Source organism: Phyllobacterium myrsinacearum, assembly GCF_014138285.1.
Lineage (GTDB): Bacteria > Pseudomonadota > Alphaproteobacteria > Rhizobiales > Rhizobiaceae > Phyllobacterium > Phyllobacterium myrsinacearum_A.
In genome coordinates this window covers 1516322-1533354 of sequence record NZ_JACGXN010000001.1, presented here as the reverse complement: position 1 = coordinate 1533354, position 17033 = coordinate 1516322, and the positions used below count along the sequence as shown (strand labels likewise).

Here is a 17033-nt window from a genome sequence, read left to right as displayed (position 1 = left end):
ACGGCTACACTTGATGCCTTGATAACCCTCATGCAGGCATTCGGGAAGAGCGGAGCAATGTATGAATCAGCCAATCAATCTACTCGGAAACGAATCCAGCCCCTATCTTCGCCAGCATGCAGACAATCCTGTTCACTGGAGACCGTGGGGGAAATCGGCAATCGATGAAGCACAGCGCGCGGGCAAGCCCATCTTGCTTTCAGTAGGTTATGCCGCATGTCACTGGTGCCATGTGATGGCGCACGAATGCTTCGAAGACCAAGAGGTCGCAGACCTGATGAACAGTTGCTATGTGAATATCAAGGTTGATAGGGAAGAAAGACCCGATATCGACCAGATTTACATGGCCGCTCTGGGCGCGATGGGAGAGCAGGGCGGTTGGCCACTGACGATGTTTCTGACACCGGAAGGCAAACCTTTCTGGGGAGGGACTTACTTTCCCAAGAATTCGCGGTATGGCCGACCCGGTTTCGTCGATGTGTTGCAGTCCATTGACAGGGTGTGGCGTGACGATCGCGATCGCGTGGTTCAGAATGTCGACGCGTTAACCAGCCATGTCAGGAATCGTCTAGACGCTCAGGCAAACCCTGTGGCACTGGACAGACAGCTCTTTGATCAGTTTGCCGCCAATATAACCGGCATGATCGACATCGAAAAAGGTGGTTTGACGGGTGCGCCGAAATTTCCGAGCGCGCCCTTTATGGATACGCTTTGGCTTTCCTGGCTACGCAATGGCAATATTCAGCATCGGGATGCCTTTATCAAAAGTCTACGGATGATGCTGCAAGGTGGAATTTATGATCATCTTGGTGGCGGGTTATCCCGATATTCCGTTGACGATCGCTGGCTTGTCCCACATTTTGAAAAGATGCTCTACGACAATGCGCAGTTCATACGCCATGCGACCTACGCCTATGCGGAAACCAAAGATGAATTGTTCCGCTTACGAATCGAAGAGACGATAGATTGGCTGAAGCGTGAAATGCTGGCGAATGGACAATGTTTCGCCTCGAGCTTGGATGCGGACAGCGAGGGAGAAGAGGGGCGGTTCTATGTATGGGCTGCAAACGAGATCGCAGACACGCGCGGTTCTGATCTTTTTTGTGCAACCTATGACGTCACCCCGGAGGGAAATTGGGAAGGCAAAACAATTCTGAATCGTCTGAAGTCACCTGACCTGCTGGATTCAGGTGCTGAAGAAAGTTTAAAGAAAACGCGCAGCATCCTTTTCAACCGGCGTGAGGCCCGCATTCATCCTCAACGCGACGACAAGTCTCTTACCGACTGGAATGGACTGATGATCCGTGCACTTGCGGAAGCTGCCCGGTTGCTTGAGCGCGATGATTGGCTTGGGCTGGCATTGGCATCATATCGTTCCATATCCGAATCGATGGTTGATGGACGTTTGCCCCACTCCGTCCTTGAAAAATCTCGCCTTTTTCCATGCCTCTCTTCAGATTATGCATCCATGATCAATGCCGCGATCTCTCTTTATGAGGCAACATACGAGAAAGCATTCCTCGACGACGCAGCCCGTTGGCTCCATTCTCTTGATCTTTGGCATCTTACAGAAGATGGCAATCATGCGCTGAGCGCCTCAGACAGTACCGACGTGATCATCCGCGTACGTGGTGACCAAGATGAAGCCATACCAAGCGCCACTGGACAAATCATTGAGGCCATCACACGGCTTGCAACCGCAACAACGGATCATACTTTGCAACAGCGCGCAGAACAATTGGCAGAGAATGCGCTCGGACGCGTTCTCGAACAGCGCTACGGCCAAGCTGGCGTTATCAACAGCGCAAGCTTGTTGCTCGAACCCATGAAGCTTGTCCTTGTCGCCCCGGACAAGGACCACCCGCTCCTTCGCCTAGCGGCCAGATATCCAGACCCGCGCCGTATTGATATCTGGATCAAGTTCAAGGAGGCTGCCACAATCGAACTGGTGCCCGGTAGTGGTGAAATCACCATAAAAAAACCCGCGGCCTATCTGTGCCGCGGGTTCATTTGTCTGGCTCCTGTGGAAACGGCCGAGGCGCTGGAAGCACTACTCAAACCACAACCCTAGGGCTGTTATGTATTCATCGAATCGAAGAATTCGCCGTTTGTTTTGGTCTGCTTCAACTTATCGATAAGGAACTCGATTGCGTCTGTCGTGCCCATCGGTGCGAGAATTCGGCGCAGAACAAAAATCTTCTGCAGATCCTGACGCGGTACCAACAGGTCTTCCTTGCGCGTACCGGATTTCAGAATATCCATGGACGGGAAGATACGCTTGTCTGCAACCTTGCGATCGAGCACGATTTCCGAATTGCCCGTACCCTTGAATTCTTCAAAGATCACTTCATCCATACGACTGCCGGTATCGATAAGGGCTGTCGCAATAATTGTCAGCGATCCGCCTTCTTCAATATTACGAGCGGCACCGAAAAAGCGCTTGGGGCGCTGAAGCGCATTGGCATCCACACCACCGGTCAGAACCTTGCCGGATGACGGCACGACTGTGTTGTAAGCGCGACCAAGACGCGTGATAGAATCAAGCAGAATGACTACGTCGCGGCCGTGTTCAACAAGGCGCTTTGCTTTTTCGATGACCATTTCGGCCACTTGAACGTGACGGGATGCTGGCTCGTCGAATGTGGAAGAAACAACTTCACCCTTCACGGAACGCTGCATATCCGTGACTTCCTCCGGACGTTCATCAATTAGAAGAACGATCAAATAGCATTCCGGATGGTTTGCGGTGATGGAATGAGCAATATTCTGCAGGAGAACAGTCTTACCGGTACGCGGCGGAGCGACGATCAAACCACGCTGGCCTTTACCAAGGGGCGCCACCAGATCAATAACGCGCGCAGACAAATCCTTGGTGGTTGGATTTTCCAGCTCCATCTTGAAACGCTCATTCGGATAGAGCGGTGTCAAATTGTCGAAGTGGATCTTGTGGCGGATCTTTTCCGGGTCTTCAAAATTGATGGTGTTGACTTTAAGGAGGGCAAAATAACGTTCGCCTTCCTTGGGGCCGCGGATCGGGCCCTCTACGGTATCGCCGGTCTTCAATGAAAACCGCCGGATCTGCGATGGTGAGATATAGATGTCGTCGGGGCCAGGGAGATAGTTTGCATTGGCAGAACGCATAAAGCCGAAGCCATCCTGCAATATCTCGACCACGCCTTCGCCGATAATTTCGACATCCTGGGAAGCCAGTTTTTTCAAGATCGCAAACATCAGTTCCTGTTTGCGCATGACACTGGCGTTTTCGACTTCCAGTGTTTCGGCAAACGCCAGAAGATCAACCGGCGTTTTGTTCTTGAGTTCTTGTAGTTTCATTTCCTGCATGTGTGCGGAACTCTTAATTTTATAGGTTTGAAATGGGGAAGGGAAATGACGATGCCGGAATGCAGTGCCATGTATGAATGGCTGAAGATCGCTATGGCGGTATTTCCAGAGAAGAGCCCCTATCTAGCCAATCATGACTGCAAGGGCAAGAGGTTTCATGAGTGGTATTGATTTCAGGCAGAAAATAAATTGATGAGTCAAAATGGCTTTATGATGACCATGATCACAATAATGATCATCAGAACTGTTGGTACTTCATTCATCATCCGCCAGAAGCGGGCAGGCTTTTCGTTTCTGTCCTCGGCAAACATGCGTACCGCCTTCGAAAAGTATCCGTGAATGCCGGAAAGGATCAGGACGGCCAGAAATTTTACATGAAACCAGCCATCCAAATAGGCAACCGTCCGCCATGCAAGCCAAAGGCCGGCAGCCCACGTCACAAGCATCGCCGGATTGATGATGGCCTTGAGTAGCCGGCGTTCCATGACCTTGAAGGTCTCCGACTGAACGGATCCCTTTTCTGCCGCACAGTGATAGATGAACAATCGTGGCAGATAGAGCATTCCTGCCATCCAGGAAATGACGGCAATCACATGCAATGCCTTTACCCAGAGATAGGCATTGTCCGGATAGAGATACACCAGAGTTACAACAACCAGTGCGAAAACAATACCGACCGCCCTTGCTGTTGATACGGTCCTGTTTGAACTTTGAGCCGGTATCTGGTTGTTGCTCATAATCAGTCCCCAGTCATTTCGATGTTTCAGCTTTTGACTTTAGCCTGCCGGACGCGGGCAACCATCTGTTCCACATGGGAAACAGGTGCATCCGGTGTGATGCCATGCCCCAGATTGAAAACCAGCGGACCATGGCCCAATCCGTCCAGGATTGCATCCACGCCCTCATCCAGAGCCCGGCCACCCGCTACCACGCGCAAGGGATCGAGATTGCCTTGAACAGCTCCGCTCCCCTGAAGTGAGGATGCCAGCGAAAGCGGCACGGTCCAGTCCAATCCCAAAGCAGTAACACCTGTGCGCTCGCGATAATTGACATACAATGCCCCGGCCCCCTTGGGGAAACCAATAATCGGTACGTCAGGGTGAGACGCACGCACCTTTTTGACGATTCTGGCGACGGGAGCAACACAGAACTGCTCGAAACAGGCTTCGTCCAGAACACCCGACCAGGAATCAAATATCTGCACGGCGTCAGCACCCGCATCGATCTGCCGGATCAAATAGTCCGCCGAAACGTCAGCAAGCTCATCCAGCAGTTTCTGGAAAGCTTCGGGATTGCGATAGGCAAACAGTCGCGCCGGTGCTTGGTCTGGGGTTCCATGACCGGCTATCATATAGGTCGCCACGGTCCATGGAGCCCCGCAGAAGCCGAGCAGCGTGGTTTCCTGTGGCAGTTGCTGTCGGAGCAGTCGAACTGTCTCGTAGACCGGCTCCAGGCGTTCCACAGCCCCATTGGGTTCAAGCCAGAAAATACCATCTGCATCAATCGGCGTCATTAATGGGCCTCTGCCCTCCTCAAAGCGAAGATCACGTCCAAGCGCATGCGGTACGACCAGAATGTCTGAAAACAAAATCGCCGCATCGAAACCAAAACGGCGGATCGGTTGCAGTGTAACTTCGACAGCGAGATCCGGTGAATAACAGAGATCCAGAAAGCTTCCGGCGTTTTTTCTCACTTCCCTGTATTCAGGAAGATAACGTCCGGCTTGGCGCATCATCCAGATGGGAGGCGGAAAGACAGTCTCGCCTCTAAGGACTTTCATCACTTTGCGAACCATTCCGCCTCTCTCCAGCTTTGTCTTACAAAAAAGAAAATTTGATATTTTCTGATTTTCTGATTCTAAGAGTCTGTTTGTATCGGGAATTACCACATTGCCAGTATTTTCCCACAGGCTTGCGTATGAAAATCAGTTAGGGAAAATCATAAGGCAAAACGCAGGAAAAACGGTAACAAACTGAAATATTTTTAAATTTCAATGGTTTACGATTATATTACTTGTGGATTTCTCTGTGGGTAAACAATGAATGATGGACGAAGAGTCGCAATAATCCCCAGATCACAGCAAGGCTACGAAGAGTCATCCACATGGGGGCTCGCTGTGGATGACTTGCCAATGATTCACATGGCTGCCATTGCTTGTTCAAAACCGGGAGAATTGTCCCCAGTCATCAACAGGGAGTGGAGTTTTCTGTGACAAAGCCAGTCAACTACTTCCATCTTCATATGATTTCTGATGCGACTGGAGAGACTCTCTTGGCAGCGGGTCGCGCCGCTGCCGCACAATATGTACATGCACGTGCGATTGAACATGTTTATCCGCTTATTCGCACGGAAAAGCAGATCAAAAAGGTACTCGAAGGTATCGACGCTGAACCGGGTATTGTTCTTTACACCATCGTGGATAAACGGCTGGCGGCGATGATCGATGAGAGTTGCGCAACCCTCGGTGTTCCCTGCGTTTCCGTTCTTGAACCGGTTCTCAGTATATTCCAGTCTTATCTCGGAGCTCCGGCAGGAAGACGTGTGGGTGCCCAGCATGTGCTCAACGCGGAGTATTTCCGGCGCATCGATGCGTTGAATTTCACCATGGAACATGATGACGGTCAGCTGCCGCTCGATATCGAAGAAGCGGATGTCATTCTGATCGGCATTTCGCGAACGTCAAAAACACCGACAAGCATTTATCTAGCCAATCGCGGCATCAAGACCGCCAATGTGCCTATCGTTCCCGGTGTGCCAATTGCCGATGTAATTATCAATGCGGAACGACCGCTGATTGTAGGACTGATTGCCTCGGCGGAGCGTATCTCACAGGTACGCCAGCATAGAATTCTTGGTGCAACCCCGGGTTTTGATACGGATCATTATCTGGATCGGGCTAATATTATCGAAGAACTCTCCTATGCGCGGCAGATTTGCCACCGTTATAATTGGCCCATGATCGATGTGTCCCGCCGTTCCATCGAAGAGACAGCGGCGGCTGTTCTTGCCCTGCGCTCGCAGGGACGCTAACCATTTCAGGTATAAAGAAGAAAGTTCATGCAGATCATCCTCGCATCCAAAAGCCCGTTCCGGGCGATGTTACTGAACAATGCCGGTGTTCCTTTTTCTACGGAAGCCGCTGATATCGATGAGCGCGCGGTGGAAACACCTCTTTATAAAAGTGGTGCAACGCCTGAGGATGTTGCACTCGTACTGGCTGAGGCAAAGGCACTGGATGTCAGCGAGCATCATCCGGACGCACTGGTGATCGGTTCTGATCAAACTCTGTCACTCGATGATGAAGTGTTGCATAAACCTGCCGATATGGATGCCGCCCGCCGGCAACTGCTCAAACTGTCCGGAAAAACCCATCACCTGAACAGCGCGATAGTTCTGGCCAAGGGCGGACAGACGCTATGGCGCCATGTTTCGGTGGCGCGCATGACATTGCGTGACCTTGATCCGGCTTTCATCGGCCGTCACCTTTCAAGGGTTGGCCCTGTCGCTTTGCAAAGCGTTGGAGCTTATCAATATGAAGGTGAGGGCGTGCAGCTCTTCGAGAAAGTCGAGGGAGACTATTTCACCATTGTCGGCCTTCCACTGCTGCCACTGCTGAATGAATTGCGCCGCGAGGGAGCCATCGATGGTTGATTATCCACGCGCTTTCGTCACGGGCTATCCGATCCGTCATTCACGCTCCCCCCTGATTCATGGCTACTGGCTCAGGCAATTTGGATTGGAAGGCTCCTATCAGGCGGTTGAAGTCACACCGGATGCATTTTCCGGTTTTATCCTCACTGCACGAGACAATGGTTTTGCTGGCGGGAATGTTACCATCCCGCACAAGGAGATGGCTTTCTCCCTCTGTGAAAAGCGAGATTCTGCTGCCGAGGAGATTGGAGCGGTCAACACGCTCTGGTTCGAAAATGGCATTCTCCATGGCGGCAACACAGATGCTTACGGGTTTCTGGCAAATCTGGATTCGTTGAGCCCTGGGTGGAGCAACCGCAAGAGCGCCTTGGTGCTGGGCGCGGGCGGAGCAAGCCGGGCGGTGGTTTTTGCGCTTAAAGAGCGCGGTTTTACAGATATTAGAATCGTCAATCGAACCATCGAACGGGCTCGTGAACTGGCAGACCGGTTTGAGGTTTCCGGGGGTGCCCATGGATGGGACGCCATGCCGGAACTGCTGCTGGGTGCATCGCTCATTGTAAACACCACGTCGCTCGGAATGTCGGGCAAGGATGAACTGGCTATCGATCTGACAGGGGCTGACTCAGATGCGCTGGTGACCGATATTGTCTACGTACCTCTGGAAACACCGCTGTTGCAAGCAGCGCGTTCCCGGGGTCTTGAAACCGCTGATGGGCTTGGCATGTTGCTGCATCAGGCTGTGCCGGGATTTGAACGCTGGTTCGGGAAACGACCCGAAGTAACCGCGGAACTGCGAAACATTGTTCTGGCGGATATGGCCGCGATGGGGAAAGAGAAATGATCGTGCTGGGACTGACCGGGTCAATCGGTATGGGTAAATCGACTGCCGCCCAGATGTTCATTGATGCCGGCGTTCCGGTGTATTCAGCTGATGAAACGGTACATCGGCTTTATTCCGGGGTAGCTGCACCTTTGATTGAAGCAGCATTTCCGGGAACCTCCGAGAATGGTGCCGTTGATCGCACCAGGCTATCGAAGGCAGTCATCGGCAATCCCAAGGCGCTGAAAAAACTGGAATCCATCGTTCATCCGCTGGTCCGATCGGAAGAGAACGCGTTTCGCGACAAGGCCAGATCGGCGGGTGCAAAGCTTGTTGTGATTGATATTCCGCTCCTGTTTGAAACAGGCGGCGATAGCAGGGTGGATAAGATCCTCGTTGTCAGCGCGCCAGCAGACGTGCAGAAAAAGCGTGTATTGGCGCGACTGGATATGACCCCAGAAAAGCTTGAAGCGATTCTCATGCGCCAAACTCCCGACACTGAGAAACGCAGCCGTGCGGATTTTATCGTCAACACCGATCAGACATTCGATGCGACGAGAGCCGATATCAACGATATAATCCGCATTCTCACGAAGTCATGATCGGGAGAAGGCGGGGAAACTGCTGTCCTGATCTTGCGTTGGCTGGTCAATTCGTGAAATTTGAGCCAAAGGGATGAATCCATGCGCGAGATCATATTCGATACGGAAACAACAGGGCTGGACCGGCTGGACGATCGCGTGATCGAAATTGGCGGTGTGGAGATGGTCAATCGTTTTCCGACCGGCAATACATTTCACGTGTTCATCAATCCGGAGGGTAAACAGGTCCACCCGGATGCTCTTGCTGTTCATGGTATCAGCAATGACCGTCTGAAAGATGAACCGGTCTTTGCCGGGATTATCGACCGGTTTCTCGAATTCATCGACGGGGCAAAGCTGATCGCCCACAATGCCACGTTCGATATGGGCTTTATCAATGCCGAGCTGAATCGGCTTGGGCATCCTCCCATTAGCAATGACCGGGTTATCGATACGCTGGCACTTGCCCGCCGCAAACATCCGATGGGGCCAAACTCGCTGGATGCATTGTGCCGCCGTTATGGAATCGACAACAGCCACCGCACAATGCACGGAGCGTTGCTCGATTCGCAGCTGCTTGCGGAAGTTTATATCGAGCTGATTGGTGGAAAGCAGGCTGCTCTGGGGCTGACCGTTGCCGAACAATCTGACAGTAAGCAATCCACCAATACAGACACGGTTGTTGTGATCGCCCGTCGTGCCGTGCCGCTCGCACCCCGCTTGACTGATGCAGAAAAACAGGCCCACGAAATACTGGTTGAGAAGATTGGCGAGAAAGCCATCTGGAACGAGCGGATAGCGGCTCTCTGAAAATCAAGGCAACAAAAAACCCGGGTCAAGCCCGGGTTTTTGCTGTCCTGTAAGACAATTGGTTAGCTGACCATAGACTTGGCCTGTTCTTCAGCCATACGCTGCTGGAACATCTGCGCGAAATCAATCGGGTCAATCATCAGCGGCGGGAAGCCGCCATTACGGGTCGCCTCGGCAATGATCTGACGAGCGAACGGGAAGAGCAGGCGCGGGCATTCAATGAAAAGCAGCGGCAGAAGATGTTCCTGCGGGAAACCTTCCAGACGGAAAACACCGCCATACACGAGTTCTGCGTTGAACAGGACTTCCTTGCCTTCGCCAGCACGTGCTGTGAGGGTCAGAACAACATCGAAGTCGTTCTCGGCAATCGGATTGGCGTTGACATTCACGTTGATGCTGATGCCGGGAGCTTTATCGCGCGGGCGCAGCGACAATGGTGCACCAGGACTTTCGAAGGAAAGATCCTTCACATACTGAGCGAGGATGTTCAGTGTCTGCTGCTGGACGCTCCCATTGCCATTGGTCGCTTCATTGCCGTTTTCGGCCTTTTCATCAGGCTTTTGAGCCATTGTCTGGAAACCTTCTCTCGTTGCGTCCGCTTTGGCGGTTATCGAATGAATGATGGCTGGCTAGCATGAGAGCCACAGCGAGGCAAGCCGCGAGCGTTCATCCTATCGTCCTAGTGCTATTCTTTCGGTTTCCACGGAGTATTGGGATCAGATTTTCTGGAGTAGTCTTCCGGGTCAAGCTCTATGACACGGTCCGCAGGGCTGGAAGAACCGGAACGCGAATAACCAGGAGTACCAGAATTGACTACGACCACCCGGCTTTGGACAAAACGCCAGCCGATGTCACGCACGGCCGGGATGAACAGCAGCAGACCGATGATATCCGTGATGAAACCGGGGATGATCAGCAGGAATGCCGCAAAGAACAGCATGACACCATGCACCAATTCCCGGCTCGGTGTACGCCCCGCCGCTGTTTCGGATCGGATTTTCTGCACAATACCAAAACCCTGCAGGCGCAGTAGGAAAACGCCGAGGAACATCGATAGGATGATCAGACCGAGAGTCGCCAGGACGCCGATCTTGCTGCCGACCACAATGAAACCGGCAATTTCCAGAAACGGAAGCGCAAGCAGCAGCAGGGGTATAAAAGAGGATCGCAACTAATTTACCTTTCAAATGACATATCCGGTTATAATCCATACCCGGCGTCGATTTCATGCCTATATATAGGGAGTGAACATGAGCATTTGTATGATTGCCTTCCGCAATCTATATGTTTTTGGTAATTCGACAAAACCGTGATGGCCGCAAAATCAATGGCCGACTGAATTTAGGGATGAATGGCAGGCGACATGGAATATCTGGACTTCGGAACGATTTTCTTCTTCGTGGCAGCGGTGGTAATCTTTTTACAGCTGCGCAAGGTCCTTGGTCGTCGCACTGGCAGCGAGCGTCCACCGTTCAACCCTTACACGTCGTCGCGTACGACAGAGGTCGACGACAAGGCCAAACCCGGCGACAATGTCGTGTCATTGCCACGTCGTGGCGAACCAAAAGAAAACCAGTTCGAGAAGGTGGATACGCTGGCCAAGCCGGGTACGCCGCTCAACGATGGTTTGAGAGCTATCCAGAATGCCGATCCGGCATTCGATCCGGTCAAGTTCCTTGAAGGCTCGAAAATGGCCTACGAGATGATTGTGATGTCTTTTGCTGACGGAGATCGAAAGACATTGAAGTCGCTTCTGTCCCGGGAAGTGTTCGATGGGTTTGTCTCAGCCATTTCCGATCGCGAATCACGTGGTGAAAAAGTGCAGTCCTCGTTTGTCGGTATCAACAAGGCCGAAATAACAGGTGCAGAGATGAAAGGCAGCGAAGCCCATATCACTGTCCGCATCGTCAGCGAGCTGATTTCCGCAACGCTCGATAAGGACGACAATGTTATCGACGGCGACAAGGAAGCAGTTGCGGAAGTCAAGGATGTCTGGACCTATTCGCGCGATACGCGCTCGAAGGATCCAAACTGGAAGCTTGTTGCGACCGAAGCCGAAGATTGATTCTCCTGTCGCGAGCGCACCACGATGCTTTCCCCTCTCTTCAAACCGGTGGCATTCACCGAGTGCCCCGGCTGGGGAAAAGACCACCAGCTCGAAGCCTTTCATGCCTTTCGGCGTTCCGCATCAAGGGTTTCCGAGAAGCCCTATAAAAGCGGCTCCCTTGGCATAACATTTGCCGCCCTGGCACCCATTTTCACTGATTCACGTGAAACATTGGTCGAAAATGACGAGCAGGCACGACAGTTTTTCGAGAAGTGGTTCCATCCGGCACGCATCGAAAGCACGGAAACCGGACATGGTTTTGTCACGGGCTTTTACGAGCCGGAGGTTGTTGCTTCGCCTGTTCGAACGGGGCGTTATACGGTTCCGTTCCTCAGCCGCCCGGGTGATCTGGTAGATGTGGATGATGGCAACAGACCCGACGGTTTTGATCCCTACTTCGCTTTTGCCAGGCAAACCGGGACAGGACTGGTCGAATATTTTGACCGGGCTGCCATTGAGAGCGGAGCACTCAACGGACAAAATCTGGAAATTGCCTTCGTTGAAAGTCCGGTAGATGCGTTTTTCATCCACGTTCAGGGAGCCGCCAGATTGAAGATGACTGACGGCCGCCTGCGTCGTATCACCTATGCCGCAAAGACAGGTCACCGTTTTACCGGTGTTGGAAAAATCCTTTTGGACCGTGGTGAAATACCGCTGGATGAGATGTCCATGCAGGCTATCCGGGCATGGCTTGCCAACCATCCCGAACAGATTCAAAACCTGCTGTGGAACAACCGATCCTATATTTTCTTTCGCGAGGCTGCTGTTGACGATGCATCACTCGGGCCAATTGCCGCCGCCAAGGTCCCGCTGACGGGAGGGCGTTCCCTTGCCGTTGACCATCTGCTGCATACATTCGGCACACCTTTTTATATCGCAGCCCCATCCTTGAAGGCTTTCGGCGGAGAGAGCTTTGCCCGGTTGATGATTGCCCAGGATACCGGATCGGCCATTGTCGGGCCTGCGCGCGGCGATCTTTTTGCCGGGTCCGGAGATGCAGCAGGTGAAATCGCCGGACACATTCGTCATGATGCTGACTTTTTTGCGCTTGTACCTCGGTCCTTGTTCACGAGCCCGGCATGAAGCGGCCCAAAGATGAATTTTCTAACATTGAAGACCGTATTCTTTGGGAGAAAGTTGCGAAATCCACCCGGCCCCTGAAGGGTAAGGACAAGATGGAATTCCTGCTTGATGAGTTGCAAGATCAAGCGGCAGTCAATCCATCTGCGCCAGAGAAAATCAAGTCAAAGGCAATGCCGGTACCGTCTCCAGCAAAACCATCCGTACCCGTTCATCGCCTCCATCCGATTGACCGTCCGACCCACAAGAAAATTTCCCGAGGGCGAGTGGTCATAGAAGGTCGGATCGATCTGCATGGCCTGACGCAGAGCGAAGCCTATGGGCTGCTGCTCGGTTTTCTTCGCCGTGCGCATCAGCGTGAATTGCGGCATGTGCTTGTCATCACCGGGAAGGGGTCATCCCTGGGAAGCGATGGAGTTTTGCGTCAGGCTGTACCCCTGTGGTTCACGACGCCACCGTTCCGCACCCTTGTGAACGGCTACGAAGACGCTGCTCGCAATCACGGCGGAACCGGTGCCATCTATGTGCGTATGCGCAGGATACCGGAGGTATCATGACGCCGTTCGGTGAGAGATTGCGTCAGCTGAGGGACCAGCGCGGCGTTTCGCAGAAGGACATGGCGAAGGCCATCGGTGTTTCAGCCGCTTATCTTTCGGCACTTGAGCATGGAAGGCGTGGACAGCCAACCTGGGATAAGCTCCAGCGGATTATTCAGTATTTTAACATCATCTGGGACGAGGCTGAGGAGCTGCAACGCCTCGCGATGATATCCCACCCGCGTATCACGATTGACACAGGTGGCCTTTCACCTGCAGCAACTGAACTAACCAATTTGATCTCGGCCCATATTCGCGAGCTAGACGCCGAGGCGGTTCAGTCGTTGATCGACCAGCTCAAACGAGCAGCCGGCAAACGCCGACGTTAGAACAAAGCCTTCAATTGATCGAGCTTGTTGTTGACCAGCCAGCCATAGTAGTTTTCTTCCGGCAATTGCGGCTGCTGTCCCGCAGCCGTCCGGGTTGCATTCGCATTGGCAAGCGCGCGAGCCCGTGCATCAGCTCCACCGGTGTTATAAAGTGTTGCCGTAATGCCGGGGTTTTTCGAAATGTCGAAATCCGCCACACGCCGGTAGACATCAATGGATTCCTTGATGGTTGCTGCCATATAAGGGAGGGTGAAATCCGGATCCATGATGGTCTTGTAGACATCCGCCGCATGATCGGCATCAAGTTTTGGCAAACCTGAATAGCGATTGACCATGTCGGTCATCTGCAGGGCTGTCAAAGGGCTGAGCTGGCCAAGGCCAAAGGTCTGCCCAGCATAGAAGGGCTGGAAGAATACAGCCGCAAACCGGTTCTCAGGGAAACGCTTGCCACCGACCGTTTTGCCGCGGAAATCCGTTTCCCAGACACCTTCCCGGCACGTCCAAAGGCGAAGACTGTCTTTGTACTGTGCGCATTCGGAAAACTGCGGGCGTTTGATGAAATCACTGATATTTTCTCCCTGATAATCAAAACTAATCCCTTGTTTTACATAGGAAATGGCCTTCACATAGTAGGTCTGAAGCCGGTCATAGGCATCAACGTTATACGTATGCTCACCCACAAGGGCGCCTACGATATGAACCGGATCAATGCCGTAAGTTCTGGCAACGCTCGAAATTTTAGAACGTAGCTTCGAATCGGATTTCAAGAGATTGTAGATCTTCTGATATTTCGCTTCATGCGTTGTATTCAGATCACCTGTTCGTTTAATCGAGGCAAGGGGAATACTGGGTTGAGTCGCATTGCGATTGCCTTCCGGCACGACAGTGACTGCAGCTGCGGGCTGAAGGGCTGCGGACAGTGAAAGAAGGCAGGTGGTCGCGATAATGATCAGATGTCGTTTCATTGTCAGTCCAGAATTTCGATCAAGTCATACGAACGGACGCATGTTCCGGGAGATGGTTAAACACAACTTCCCTTAACAGGTTCCGGCCAGAGCTGCGCGAAAATAAAAAATGCCCCCTCATAAGTCGAGGGGGCATCGGTAATAAGCTCGAAACGGTGCTTATCTGTCACACGACTAGAGAATGAACCGCGACAGATCGGTGTTTTTCGCGAGATCTCCGACCGTTTCGCGCACATACTTGGCGTCGATTGTGTATTCCGCGCCGGCCTTATCAGGCGCATTGAACGAAATATCGTCGAGCACACGTTCCATCACCGTCTGCAGGCGACGCGCACCGATATTCTCGACCGTTGAATTGAGGTCAACGGCGATATCGGCCAGCGCATCAATTGCGTCGTCCGTGATCTCCAGCTTCACCTCTTCCGTCGCCAGCAGGGCGATGTACTGCTTGAGCAAGCTGGCTTCTGGTTCGGTCAGAATCCGGCGCATGTCATCGCGCGTCAGGGCACTCAGCTCTACGCGGATCGGCAAGCGGCCCTGCAGCTCCGGCAGAAGGTCAGATGGCTTGGAGACGTGGAAAGCACCTGACGCGATGAACAGGATATGGTCCGTTTTGATTGGGCCGTATTTTGTTGCAACGGTGGTGCCTTCGACGAGTGGCAACAGATCGCGTTGCACGCCCTCGCGCGAAACACCGGCACCCATACCGCCATCACGGGCGGCAATCTTATCAATCTCGTCGAGGAAGACGATGCCGTCATTTTCTGCCGAGCGCAGTGCTTCCTGGGTGATCTGATCCTGATCAAGCAGTTTGTCGGACTCGTCATTGATCAGAACGCCATAGGATTCCTTGACCGTCGTCTTGACGGTCTTGGTACGGCTGCCCATGGCTTTGCCGAGCATATCGCTGAGATTGAGGACGCCGATATTGGCACCCGGCATGCCTGGCAGCTCGAAATTGGGCATGCCTGATCCGGAATCGGCAATTTCGACTTCAATTTCCTTGTCGTCGATCAAGCCGTCGCGCAGTTTCTTGCGGAACGAGTCCCGCGTTGCCGGGCTGGCAGTCTTGCCGACCAGCGCATCGAGCACCCGTTCCTCTGCATTGAGATGGGCTTTGGCCTTCACGTCTTCGCGTTTCTTTTCGCGAACGAGACCGATCGCGACCTCGACGAGATCGCGGATGATCTGTTCGACATCACGGCCGACATAGCCGACTTCCGTGAATTTGGTGGCTTCAACCTTGATGAACGGTGCGCCTGCCAAACGGGCGAGGCGGCGGGAGATTTCCGTCTTGCCAACGCCGGTGGGCCCGATCATGAGGATGTTCTTGGGCATGACTTCTTCACGCATCTGCCCTTCGAGCTGCTGGCGGCGCCAGCGGTTGCGCAGGGCAATAGCAACAGCACGTTTCGCGTCTTTCTGACCGATAATGAACCGGTCGAGTTCAGAGACGATTTCGCGGGGAGAAAATGTTGTCATTATGGTCTCATTTCATCTGGATTGTCCCGTGCCATCATCAGGGCAGGGCCGTAAATGGAGGTGCGGGTACCGAAAGGGATAAAACCCGCATTCGTGTAAGCTTTGATTGCGCGCGCATTGGCCGGATCGGGGTCAAGGATCACGCGTGGCACGCCTTCGTCGAAGAGTGCGGAAACAAACTCATCGATCAGGCGTGACCCGTGCCCTGCATTGACCAGCCCCGGTACTCCGATGAACTGATCAAGGCCAAGTGTGCCGGTCGGCTGATCCTGATAGGGGTGATCGTCCTCAAGATGCGGATCATAGGTCTGCATATAGCCGATTGGTCTTTCATCCAGCGTGATGATGAAGGGCTCGACGGATATGCTGTCCATATGCGCCGCAATGGCGTTGAACTCTTCCTTGGGATCGTCGCCCCACCATTCGGCCACATGCGGCTCAGCCAGCCAGTCTGAAATCAGATCCAGATCGTCCGGCTCCAGCGGCCTGAAGCGGTAGGATGGTTCACTCGGCATCGATCGTCTCGAGCGTCACACTCGTATTGGTGAAAATGCAGATATCAGCGGCGATTTCCATGGCTTTGCGGGCGATCTCCTCCGCATTCTTGTCCGTATCGACGAGCGCACGTGCCGCAGCCAGCGCAAAATTGCCGCCGGATCCAATGGCCATGACACCGTGTTCTGGTTCCAGAACGTCGCCATTACCGGTAAGCGCGAGTGTAACCGACTTGTCGGCGACCAGCATCATGGCTTCAAGGCGGCGCAGATAACGGTCCGTGCGCCAGTCCTTGGCAAGCTCGACACAGGCACGCATCAACTGGTCGGGATATTGCTCCAGCTTGCTTTCAAGCCGTTCTAAGAGGGTAAAGGCGTCGGCAGTTGCACCGGCAAATCCCGCAATAACATTGCCTTTGCCGATACGGCGCACCTTGCGCGCGTTGCCTTTCATGACGGTATTGCCGAGGCTCACCTGGCCGTCGCCGGCAATGACGACTTTTCCACCCTTGCGGACAGTAACAATCGTGGTCCCGTACATTGTGGAGGGATTGTGTTCTTGCATTCGAATCTCCTTCAAGCAGGTCCGACTATGCCCCAAATGGCGGCAGATCGAACCCCTTCTATGCAACTTATGTATGATGCCGCTTCGGAATTGCAAATCTGTCGTTTAACCCGCGCCATCAAAGCATTTGGAGATTCGGCATTCCTGATCTAGAAGGCCAGCACCAGTGGAACGGATTTGACATTCGCATCCCATTTGACGTCGCGCAGGG

Annotated in this window: 18 protein-coding genes and 1 pseudogene; 10 read left to right on the top strand and 9 right to left on the bottom strand. The window is 53.2% G+C overall.

Translation table 11 applies throughout. The features are described 5' to 3' along the window. Window positions 1–61: 61 nt before the first annotated feature. A complete protein-coding gene (locus tag FHW16_RS07575) occupies window positions 62–2071 on the top strand; it encodes a thioredoxin domain-containing protein (RefSeq protein WP_182548461.1) in 2010 nt (669 codons plus the stop codon). A 5-nt stretch (window positions 2072–2076) separates the two neighbouring features. Here the strand turns inward: FHW16_RS07575 and rho are convergent, their stop codons facing one another. The 3 genes from rho to hemE form a co-directional block, all read right to left on the bottom strand. Further along, a complete protein-coding gene (rho, locus tag FHW16_RS07570; RefSeq protein WP_091879370.1) occupies window positions 2077–3342 on the bottom strand; it encodes a transcription termination factor Rho in 1266 nt (421 codons plus the stop codon). Between the two features lie 197 nt (window positions 3343–3539). Beyond that, the gene (gene hemJ, locus FHW16_RS07565) at window positions 3540–4079 is read right to left on the bottom strand and encodes a protoporphyrinogen oxidase HemJ (protein ID WP_182548460.1); all 540 of its coding nucleotides are present in this window, start codon (window positions 4077–4079) and stop codon (window positions 3540–3542) included. 26 nt (window positions 4080–4105) lie between these two features. After that, entirely contained in the window at window positions 4106–5137 is a 1032-nt protein-coding gene (gene hemE / locus FHW16_RS07560; RefSeq protein ID WP_182548459.1) for a uroporphyrinogen decarboxylase, read from the bottom strand. Between the two features lie 413 nt (window positions 5138–5550). Here hemE and FHW16_RS07555 point away from each other — a divergent pair, with 413 nt between their 5' ends. The 5 genes from FHW16_RS07555 (at window position 5551) to dnaQ (ending at window position 9204) form a co-directional block, all read left to right on the top strand. Beyond that, window positions 5551–6372, top strand: a complete 822-nt coding sequence (locus FHW16_RS07555) for a pyruvate, phosphate dikinase/phosphoenolpyruvate synthase regulator (RefSeq protein WP_182548458.1) — start codon at window positions 5551–5553, stop codon at window positions 6370–6372. A gap of 27 nt (window positions 6373–6399) precedes the next feature. After that, entirely contained in the window at window positions 6400–6993 is a 594-nt protein-coding gene (locus tag FHW16_RS07550; protein WP_182548457.1) for a Maf-like protein, read from the top strand. Next, complete coding sequence (locus FHW16_RS07545; protein WP_182548456.1) at window positions 6986–7834, top strand: shikimate dehydrogenase; 849 nt, start codon at window positions 6986–6988, stop codon at window positions 7832–7834. Before FHW16_RS07550 ends, FHW16_RS07545 begins: the two co-directional genes overlap by 8 nt. Then, window positions 7831–8415, top strand: coding sequence for a dephospho-CoA kinase (gene coaE, locus FHW16_RS07540; protein ID WP_182548455.1), 585 nt, complete (start codon window positions 7831–7833; stop codon window positions 8413–8415). The genes FHW16_RS07545 and coaE overlap by 4 nt, the downstream gene beginning before the upstream one ends. A gap of 81 nt (window positions 8416–8496) precedes the next feature. Further along, entirely contained in the window at window positions 8497–9204 is a 708-nt protein-coding gene (dnaQ, locus tag FHW16_RS07535; protein ID WP_182548454.1) for a DNA polymerase III subunit epsilon, read from the top strand. 62 nt (window positions 9205–9266) lie between these two features. Here dnaQ and secB read toward each other — a convergent pair whose 3' ends face one another. Continuing rightward, the gene (gene secB, locus FHW16_RS07530) at window positions 9267–9773 is read right to left on the bottom strand and encodes a protein-export chaperone SecB (RefSeq protein ID WP_091879362.1); all 507 of its coding nucleotides are present in this window, start codon (window positions 9771–9773) and stop codon (window positions 9267–9269) included. Between the two features lie 116 nt (window positions 9774–9889). After that, window positions 9890–10375, bottom strand: a complete 486-nt coding sequence (locus FHW16_RS07525) for an FxsA family protein (protein WP_182548453.1) — start codon at window positions 10373–10375, stop codon at window positions 9890–9892. Window positions 10376–10567: 192 nt separating this feature from the next. Here FHW16_RS07525 and FHW16_RS07520 point away from each other — a divergent pair, with 192 nt between their 5' ends. The 4 genes and pseudogenes from FHW16_RS07520 to FHW16_RS07505 form a co-directional block, all read left to right on the top strand. Further along, window positions 10568–11269 carry a Tim44/TimA family putative adaptor protein gene (locus FHW16_RS07520; RefSeq protein ID WP_182548972.1) on the top strand — a complete coding sequence of 234 codons (702 nt, stop codon included), beginning with the start codon at window positions 10568–10570 and terminating at the stop codon, window positions 11267–11269. Window positions 11270–11293: 24 nt separating this feature from the next. Continuing rightward, window positions 11294–12394, top strand: coding sequence for a murein transglycosylase A (gene mltA, locus FHW16_RS07515; RefSeq protein ID WP_182548452.1), 1101 nt, complete (start codon window positions 11294–11296; stop codon window positions 12392–12394). After that, window positions 12391–12948: a Smr/MutS family protein gene (locus FHW16_RS07510; protein ID WP_182548451.1), complete on the top strand. Its 558-nt coding sequence runs from the start codon at window positions 12391–12393 to the stop codon at window positions 12946–12948. Before mltA ends, FHW16_RS07510 begins: the two co-directional genes overlap by 4 nt. Beyond that, window positions 12945–13227: pseudogene (locus tag FHW16_RS07505) on the top strand (helix-turn-helix domain-containing protein); the annotation flags it as partial. The gene FHW16_RS07510 and the pseudogene FHW16_RS07505, both read left to right, overlap by 4 nt. A gap of 85 nt (window positions 13228–13312) precedes the next feature. Here FHW16_RS07505 and FHW16_RS07500 read toward each other — a convergent pair. The 4 genes from FHW16_RS07500 to hslV form a co-directional block, all read right to left on the bottom strand. Continuing rightward, window positions 13313–14281: a DUF1402 family protein gene (locus FHW16_RS07500; protein ID WP_182548449.1), complete on the bottom strand. Its 969-nt coding sequence runs from the start codon at window positions 14279–14281 to the stop codon at window positions 13313–13315. A 174-nt stretch (window positions 14282–14455) separates the two neighbouring features. Then, window positions 14456–15763 carry an ATP-dependent protease ATPase subunit HslU gene (hslU, locus tag FHW16_RS07495; RefSeq protein ID WP_182548448.1) on the bottom strand — a complete coding sequence of 436 codons (1308 nt, stop codon included), beginning with the start codon at window positions 15761–15763 and terminating at the stop codon, window positions 14456–14458. Next, window positions 15763–16278, bottom strand: a complete 516-nt coding sequence (locus FHW16_RS07490; RefSeq protein WP_182548447.1) for a GNAT family N-acetyltransferase — start codon at window positions 16276–16278, stop codon at window positions 15763–15765. The genes hslU and FHW16_RS07490 overlap by 1 nt, the downstream gene beginning before the upstream one ends. Beyond that, window positions 16268–16822 carry an ATP-dependent protease subunit HslV gene (hslV, locus tag FHW16_RS07485; protein WP_112522767.1) on the bottom strand — a complete coding sequence of 185 codons (555 nt, stop codon included), beginning with the start codon at window positions 16820–16822 and terminating at the stop codon, window positions 16268–16270. The genes FHW16_RS07490 and hslV overlap by 11 nt, the downstream gene beginning before the upstream one ends. Between the last annotated feature and the right edge of the window lie 211 nt (window positions 16823–17033).

Bases quoted from the DNA above. Each gene is read 5' to 3' on its own strand.
- hemE (WP_182548459.1), bottom strand. From the start codon at position 5,137: ATGGTTCGCAAAGTGATGAAAGTCCTTAGAGGCGAGACTGTCTTTCCG.
- FHW16_RS07500 (WP_182548449.1), bottom strand. From the start codon at position 14,281: ATGAAACGACATCTGATCATTATCGCGACCACCTGCCTTCTTTCACTG.
- rho (WP_091879370.1), bottom strand. From the start codon at position 3,342: ATGCAGGAAATGAAACTACAAGAACTCAAGAACAAAACGCCGGTTGAT.
- FHW16_RS07520 (WP_182548972.1), top strand. From the start codon at position 10,568: ATGGAATATCTGGACTTCGGAACGATTTTCTTCTTCGTGGCAGCGGTG.
- mltA (WP_182548452.1), top strand. From the start codon at position 11,294: ATGCTTTCCCCTCTCTTCAAACCGGTGGCATTCACCGAGTGCCCCGGC.
- FHW16_RS07545 (WP_182548456.1), top strand. From the start codon at position 6,986: ATGGTTGATTATCCACGCGCTTTCGTCACGGGCTATCCGATCCGTCAT.
- hemJ (WP_182548460.1), bottom strand. From the start codon at position 4,079: ATGAGCAACAACCAGATACCGGCTCAAAGTTCAAACAGGACCGTATCA.
- FHW16_RS07490 (WP_182548447.1), bottom strand. From the start codon at position 16,278: ATGCCGAGTGAACCATCCTACCGCTTCAGGCCGCTGGAGCCGGACGAT.
- hslU (WP_182548448.1), bottom strand. From the start codon at position 15,763: ATGACAACATTTTCTCCCCGCGAAATCGTCTCTGAACTCGACCGGTTC.
- FHW16_RS07550 (WP_182548457.1), top strand. From the start codon at position 6,400: ATGCAGATCATCCTCGCATCCAAAAGCCCGTTCCGGGCGATGTTACTG.
- FHW16_RS07510 (WP_182548451.1), top strand. From the start codon at position 12,391: ATGAAGCGGCCCAAAGATGAATTTTCTAACATTGAAGACCGTATTCTT.
- coaE (WP_182548455.1), top strand. From the start codon at position 7,831: ATGATCGTGCTGGGACTGACCGGGTCAATCGGTATGGGTAAATCGACT.
- dnaQ (WP_182548454.1), top strand. From the start codon at position 8,497: ATGCGCGAGATCATATTCGATACGGAAACAACAGGGCTGGACCGGCTG.
- FHW16_RS07575 (WP_182548461.1), top strand. From the start codon at position 62: ATGAATCAGCCAATCAATCTACTCGGAAACGAATCCAGCCCCTATCTT.
- hslV (WP_112522767.1), bottom strand. From the start codon at position 16,822: ATGCAAGAACACAATCCCTCCACAATGTACGGGACCACGATTGTTACT.
- secB (WP_091879362.1), bottom strand. From the start codon at position 9,773: ATGGCTCAAAAGCCTGATGAAAAGGCCGAAAACGGCAATGAAGCGACC.